Source organism: Amycolatopsis thailandensis, assembly GCF_002234405.1.
GTDB classification, from domain to species: Bacteria; Actinomycetota; Actinomycetes; order Mycobacteriales; family Pseudonocardiaceae; genus Amycolatopsis; species Amycolatopsis thailandensis.
This window is the reverse complement of sequence record NZ_NMQT01000292.1, coordinates 1-806: the sequence shown is the minus strand read 5'-3', so window position 1 is coordinate 806 and position 806 is coordinate 1. Positions and strand designations below refer to the sequence as shown.

Sequence of the window (806 nt, the reverse complement as noted above, 5' to 3'; positions counted from 1 at the left end):
AGGCCGAGCACGAGGCCGGCGCGGTCCGGATCCAGGCGGTGCGCCTCGACGGCGACCCGACGCCCGCCGACGGCACCAGGTCAGCCGACCCGCTGGCCGCGCTGGACGCCGAGCTCGACGCGCACATCGCCGGTACGGGCGAGGTCCCGGGCGCCGATGAGCGCGGGGAGGGCCGGACGCGATGAACCCGAATCAGCCCTTCATGCCGGTCGACACGTTCCGGATCACCGCCGTGATCGAGCAGCTGGCCCGCGACTTCGCCACGCACTCCGGCGAATCCCGGCGCCTGGTCGCGATGCTGGTGGAGATCATCGTGTGGCGCACGGTCAACGGCCAGACCACCGAGCAGATCACCGCGTTCCTCAACGCCCACATCGCGCCCGGCGTCCGCGACGACTTCGTCGACTGGGTCGTGTCCGAGACCGGCCGCCGCCTGAACTCCGTCCCGGGCGGTGACAGGCGATGACCGCGATCGAGTCGAGGTTGCACGCGTTGCTCAAAACCGGGCACGCGGTGGTGAACGCCCGCTACGACACGACCGAGCCCTACGCGGTCACGTTCGGATTCCCCGGCGCCGAGTGGGTGATCAGCAGGGAACTGCTCGCCGAGGCGCTGCACTGCGGACAGGCCGGGATCGGCGACGTCCGAGTCACCGCACCCGGCGACCTGATCACCGTCGGCCTGAGCACGCCCGAAGGTTCCGGCTGGGTGGTGTTCCGCCGTGACGATCTCGCCGAGCTCGTCGCCGCCACCTTCGATGCCGTCCGTCCCGGCACTGAGTCCGCCGCGATCGACTGGTCCCAGGC

The 806-nt window shown here is 71.2% G+C and carries 3 protein-coding genes; all 3 read left to right on the top strand.

Going from position 1 to position 806, the window contains the following annotated elements; translation table 11 throughout:
- A partial coding sequence (locus CFP71_RS44530; RefSeq protein WP_167406482.1) for a hypothetical protein occupies positions 1 to 185 on the top strand: 185 nt, incomplete at its 5' end.
- On the top strand, positions 182 to 466 hold the full coding sequence (locus tag CFP71_RS42395; RefSeq protein ID WP_093939452.1) for a hypothetical protein: 285 nt from the start codon (positions 182 to 184) through the stop codon (positions 464 to 466). The genes CFP71_RS44530 and CFP71_RS42395, both read left to right, overlap by 4 nt.
- A partial coding sequence (locus CFP71_RS42390) for an SsgA family sporulation/cell division regulator (protein WP_093939451.1) occupies positions 463 to 806 on the top strand: 344 nt, incomplete at its 3' end. The genes CFP71_RS42395 and CFP71_RS42390, both read left to right, overlap by 4 nt.